Raw genomic sequence first — 4,797 nt, 5'->3', positions numbered from 1 at the left:
TTTTTAAAGCCCCCGCCCACCCCCCACAAAAACCCCCCACCCACCCCTCTTCCCCACCCCCCCGCTCTCCCCATGTTGTGGGGCCCCGGCCCACCACACCCCCGATTGCCTAACGTGCAGGTCAGCGCGCGTTTCCGCGCGGCTTGAGGGGGAGGCCGGGGAGCTCCGGGGCGGGCAGGCGGTCGCCCGGGTAGCCCTGGACGGCGCCGAAGCGGTCGGTGGCGGCCTGCCACTCCTCGCGGGCCTGGACGATGTCCTCGTGGGACCGCCCGATGAAGTTCCACCACATGACGATCCGCTCCTCGAACGGCGTGCCGCCGAGCAGTACCAGGCGGGCGTCGGTCGCGCCGGTGTTGGTGAGGGTGAGCGTACGGCTGCCGGGGGCGACGTAGCCGAGTTCGGCGGGGCGCAGCGGGGTGTCGAGGAGGTGGACCTCGCCGCTGTCGACGAGCAGGCCGTGCTCGAAGGCGGGGTCGACGTCGAGGGTGACGACGGCGTGCGGGCGCAGGGTCAGCTCGGCGCCGAGCAGCGGGGTGAAGGTGGGGACGGGGGAGGTGTCGCCGGCGAGGGTGCCGAGGAAGACCCGTGCCTCGCCGCCGTCCAGGGCGACCGGGGCGGGGGCGTGGTGGCGGAAGTCGCGCCCGGTGTGCCGGTGCTCCTCGGGCAGGGCGACCCACAGCTGCACGCCGTGCAGGACGGTGGTGGCCGGGGTGGAGACCTCGGAGTGGGCGATGCCGCGGCCGGAGGTCATCAGGTTGACCTCGCCGGGCCGGACGTACGCGTGGACGCCGAGGCTGTCGCGGTGCTCGATCTCGCCGGTGAACAGCCAGCTCACGGTCTGCAGCCCGGTGTGGGGGTGCGGGGCGACGTCCATGCCGCCGGTGCCGGCGACGTCGTCGGGCCCGTAGTGGTCGACGAAGCACCAGGCGCCGATCGTGGTGCGGGAGCGCTGCGGCAGGGTGCGGCGCACGGTCATCGCGCGCGGGCCGCCGAGCGGGACGTCCCGGGCGGGCAGGACCTCCACCCGCGGGTCGGCGGCGGGCGTCTCGACGAGGTCGGTCTCGGCGGTGCTCACGGGGGTCCCTCCCAGATGGTGATTAGTTCTATATTCAACTATCATGCCATGGCAGAGTGGCGGGCGACAGTGCGACCAGCCTAAGGAGTCCAGGTGAGTGATGTGACGGTGGTTCCGACGGACCGGCGGGTTTTCATCGACAAGCAGAGCCCCCAGGCGTACAAGGCGCTGCTCGCCGCCGCCGAGGCGGCGCGCGAGGTCGCGGCCGAGGCCGGGCTGGACCGCCGGCTGATCGAGCTGGTCAACCTCCGCGTCTCACAGATCAACGGCTGCGCCTACTGCCTGCACGTGCACACCAGGGCCGCGATCCGCGAGGGCGAGACCGCCCAGCGCCTCGGCGTGCTCGCGGCCTGGCGCGACACCGAGGTGTTCGCCGACCGGGAGCGGGCCGCGCTCGGGCTGGCCGAGGCGACCACCTCCCCGGCGGACGCGGCACTCCAGGAGGCCGCGTACGGCGTGGCGCGCGAGGTGCTGAGCGACGAGGAGATCTCCGCGGTGGTCTGGGTCTCGATCGCCATCAACTCCTTCAACCGGGTATCCATCCTGAGCAAGCACCCGGTCCGCCCGGCCCGGTAGTCGCGACCGCAGGAGGGTCTCCGCCTTCCGGCGGAGGTCCTCCATTGGCGGGTGTACGACCGGCTCCTTCCGGCGGGGGATGACCGACCGTCAGCGCTGCGGCGAGGCTGGGCGTCGAGGGCGAGGGAGTGCTCGCCGACGGCGAAGGTGGGGTCGCATGGCACGTCGTACGTTTGTCTCCGCGCTGGTGGGGGCGGTCTGCCTGGCACTGGCCGCGCCGCTGGTCCCGGCAGGTGCGGCCGAGGCCGCCGACGGACGGCCGGGCTCCGGCGACCCGCGGGCGGCGGCCCTGCGGGCGCTGACCGACGCCGGCGCCGTCGGGGCGATCGCGGAGGTCCGGGACGGGAACGGCGCCTGGCGCGGGGCGTCCGGCGTCTCCGACCTGGCCACCGGCGCACCGCTGCGCACGGACGGGCGGTTCCGGGTCGGCAGCGTCACCAAGGTGTTCATCGCCACCACGGTGCTCCAGCTGGTCGGGGAGGGGCGGATCGGCCTGGACGACCCGGTCGAGCGGCACCTGCCCGGGCTGGTCCCGAACGGCGACCGCATCACCGTCCGTCAGCTGCTCGGCCACCGCTCCGGACTCTGGGACCCCACCAACGAGAAGGGCGGGGTCTTCCCCGACTGGACCGAACCGGCGGCCGTCCGGAACTGGCTGGACCAGGGCGGCCTGACCCGGCACATCACCCCGGCCCAGGTGGTGGCCTCCTCGGCGGCGCACGCGCCCACGTTCCCGCCGGGCACCGGGTACGGCTACTCCAACGTCAACTACACCCTGCTCGGCATGATCGTCGAGAAGGTGACCGGGCACGGCTACGCCCAGGAGGCCACCGCGCGCATCCTGCGCCCGCTCGGTCTGACCGGCACGTACTTCCCGGGTACGGCCACCGGCATCCGGGGCCCGCACGCGCACGGCTACTGGACGCTGCCCGAGGGCCCCGGCCCGGAGGACCGCAGCGACCGGGACGTGACGGTGGCGAGCGTCACCTGGGCGAACTCGGCAGGGGAGGTGATCTCCACCCTGAGCGACCTGAACCGCTTCGAGAAGGCCCTGCTGGGCGGCCGGCTGCTGCCGCCGGCGCTGCTGAAGGAGATGACCACGACGACCCCGATCGTGATCGAGGGCATGCCGACCGGACTGGGCTACGGGCTCGGGCTGGCCGGCTGGCAGCTCTCCTGCGGTCCGGTCTACGGGCACGATGGCTCGGTGCCCGGGTACAGCACCCAGCTGTGGAGCTCGGGCGACCGGCAGGTGTCGCTGTCCGTCACCCCGCGCGGCGACCAGGCGCAGTTCCTCGCGCAGATGCAGGCGGAGGCCGGCTTCCTGGAGCAGGCCTTCTGCGGGACGGGGACGGCGGCGCAGGAGCCGGCGGTGCAGGGGTCAGCCGTCATGGTGCCGAGGCTGGGCTGACCGCCTGCTGTTCCCTGTTCCACCGCTCCGGCTCGTCCGCGCGGGTCCTCGACCGTGCGGGCGGGTCGGAGCGGTGCCGTTTCCGCCACCGGGGGGCCGACAGCCCGGGGCCGGGCACCCGGGAAAACCGGTGGCACCGGCTTCCGCCGGCGGTGAGAATGCACCGGTGATCCCCTCGCCGCTGTCCCCTGCCCAGGATCCCCGCGCCTGGTCCGTCGCGCCGGACTATCCGGGGATGCAGGACCTGGTCGCCGGTCTGGAGGTGCCCGCCGGAGCCGCGATGGGCGTCATGGGCGCGCTGGAGACCTCCCGCGAGCTCATCCGGCACTCCTACTACCGGTACGAGTTCGCCACCGTCGCCGTCACCCAGGCGCTGTTCGCCCTGGAACAGGTCCTCGTCGAACGACTGGCCGTCGAGGAGCCGCTCCGGGAGCTGATCGGACGGGCCGTCGCCGAAGGGCTCCTCGGGCCCGGGCTCGTCACCGAGATCGAGGCGAGCCTGCGACTGCGCGACAAGCTCGCGCGGGGCACCGTGACGACCGGCGCCGTGACCCCGGAGCGGGCCGTCACGCTGGTGCGCGCGGTCTTCGACGCCGTGTCCGCGCTCCTCCGCCCGCCCGTGGCGGCGGCCGAGACCGGCGGGACCACGGAGGAGGAGTCGGCCCGGGCGCGGCTCGACCGGCTGTGGGAGGAGCACCGGCGGGCGCCGTTCCCCAGGAGCTTCCTCGGGGTGGACATCGCGGGGGTGTGTCTGATCCTCCTGGAGGACGCCGTCGCCTCCGCCGTGCTCCGGGAACAGGGCGGCGGATTCGACGACCGCAGCATCTCCGACCTCTGGCACCGCATCGCCGACCTCGACAAGGTCGTGCCCCTGATCGACGAGCAGTACTGCCGCGAGCACTTCGCCAGGCTCCGGACGGTGGCCGGGCTGGTGGCCGCGTCCCACCTCCCGCCCGCGACCTGACCTGCGCGCCGAGGTCGCGCCCGGGGCGCCGGAGTTCCGCTCGGCGGCCCGACTGCGTACGGTGATGCACGCATCATCGGCAGCGGAAAGGGGCGCGCGTGACGGCGGGGACGGAAGACGACTCGGGGACGGTGCTGACCACCGAGCGGCTGGTGGTGCGTCAGTGGACCATGTCCACGGCCGACCAGGACCGCGCCTTCGACATCTACTCCCGCTGGGAGGTGGCCCGCTGGCTCGGCCGGACCCCACGGGCCATGACCGGGCCCGAGGAGGCCCGCGCCTTCATCGAGCGCTGCCGGAAGCGGTCCGCCGACCCGCGCTTCGGCGCCTGGGCGGTCGAACGACGCGACACCGGTACGGTCGAACGACGCGACACCGGTACGGTTGCCGGCACGGTCCTGCTGGTGCCGTTGCCGGACGGGGACGGCGAGATCGAGATCGGTTGGCACCTCCACCCCGACAGCTGGGGCCGGGGCATCGCCACCGAGGCCGCCCGGGCCGTCCTGGCCAAGGGCTTCGCCGACGGCCTGACCGAGATCCGCGCCGTGCTGGCCCCGGACAACACCCGGTCGGCGGCCGTCTGCCGGCGCCTGGGGATGACGGGCACCGGGCCGACCGACCGGTGGTACGGCCGACAGCTCGCGGAGTTCCGCATCGGACCGGATCAGGCGGCGCAGGCATGACGGACATGGTGGGTGCGACGGACATGGTGGGTTCGGCCGATGTGACGCTCAACCTCTGGCGCCGGCCGCTCGGCGAGGTGCCGGCCGA

The 4,797-nt window shown here is 73.7% G+C and carries 5 protein-coding genes; 4 read left to right on the top strand and 1 reads right to left on the bottom strand.

What is annotated here, in order from left to right:
* Window positions 1–121 precede the first annotated feature (121 nt).
* Entirely contained in the window at window positions 122–1,075 is a 954-nt protein-coding gene (locus tag ACIQOV_RS28020; protein ID WP_401053162.1) for a pirin family protein, read from the bottom strand.
* A gap of 93 nt (window positions 1,076–1,168) precedes the next feature.
* Here ACIQOV_RS28020 and ACIQOV_RS28015 point away from each other — a divergent pair, with 93 nt between their 5' ends.
* The 4 genes from ACIQOV_RS28015 (at window position 1,169) to ACIQOV_RS28000 (ending at window position 4,709) form a co-directional block, all read left to right on the top strand.
* Window positions 1,169–1,651: a carboxymuconolactone decarboxylase family protein gene (locus ACIQOV_RS28015; protein ID WP_401053160.1), complete on the top strand. Its 483-nt coding sequence runs from the start codon at window positions 1,169–1,171 to the stop codon at window positions 1,649–1,651.
* A 157-nt stretch (window positions 1,652–1,808) separates the two neighbouring features.
* Window positions 1,809–3,062 carry a serine hydrolase domain-containing protein gene (locus tag ACIQOV_RS28010; protein ID WP_401053158.1) on the top strand — a complete coding sequence of 418 codons (1,254 nt, stop codon included), beginning with the start codon at window positions 1,809–1,811 and terminating at the stop codon, window positions 3,060–3,062.
* 166 nt (window positions 3,063–3,228) lie between these two features.
* Window positions 3,229–4,026 carry a hypothetical protein gene (locus ACIQOV_RS28005; RefSeq protein WP_401053156.1) on the top strand — a complete coding sequence of 266 codons (798 nt, stop codon included), beginning with the start codon at window positions 3,229–3,231 and terminating at the stop codon, window positions 4,024–4,026.
* Window positions 4,027–4,124: 98 nt separating this feature from the next.
* Window positions 4,125–4,709, top strand: a complete 585-nt coding sequence (locus tag ACIQOV_RS28000; RefSeq protein WP_401053154.1) for a GNAT family N-acetyltransferase — start codon at window positions 4,125–4,127, stop codon at window positions 4,707–4,709.
* Window positions 4,710–4,797 lie beyond the last annotated feature (88 nt).

The organism is Kitasatospora sp. NPDC091257 (assembly GCF_044757675.1).
In the GTDB taxonomy this organism is placed as follows: Bacteria; Actinomycetota; Actinomycetes; order Streptomycetales; family Streptomycetaceae; genus Kitasatospora; species Kitasatospora lactacystinica.
The sequence above is the reverse complement of the archived record's forward strand: the minus strand, read 5'-3'. Positions and strand labels throughout refer to the sequence as shown.

Bases quoted from the DNA above. Each gene is read 5' to 3' on its own strand.
- ACIQOV_RS28010 (WP_401053158.1), top strand. From the start codon at position 1,809: ATGGCACGTCGTACGTTTGTCTCCGCGCTGGTGGGGGCGGTCTGCCTG.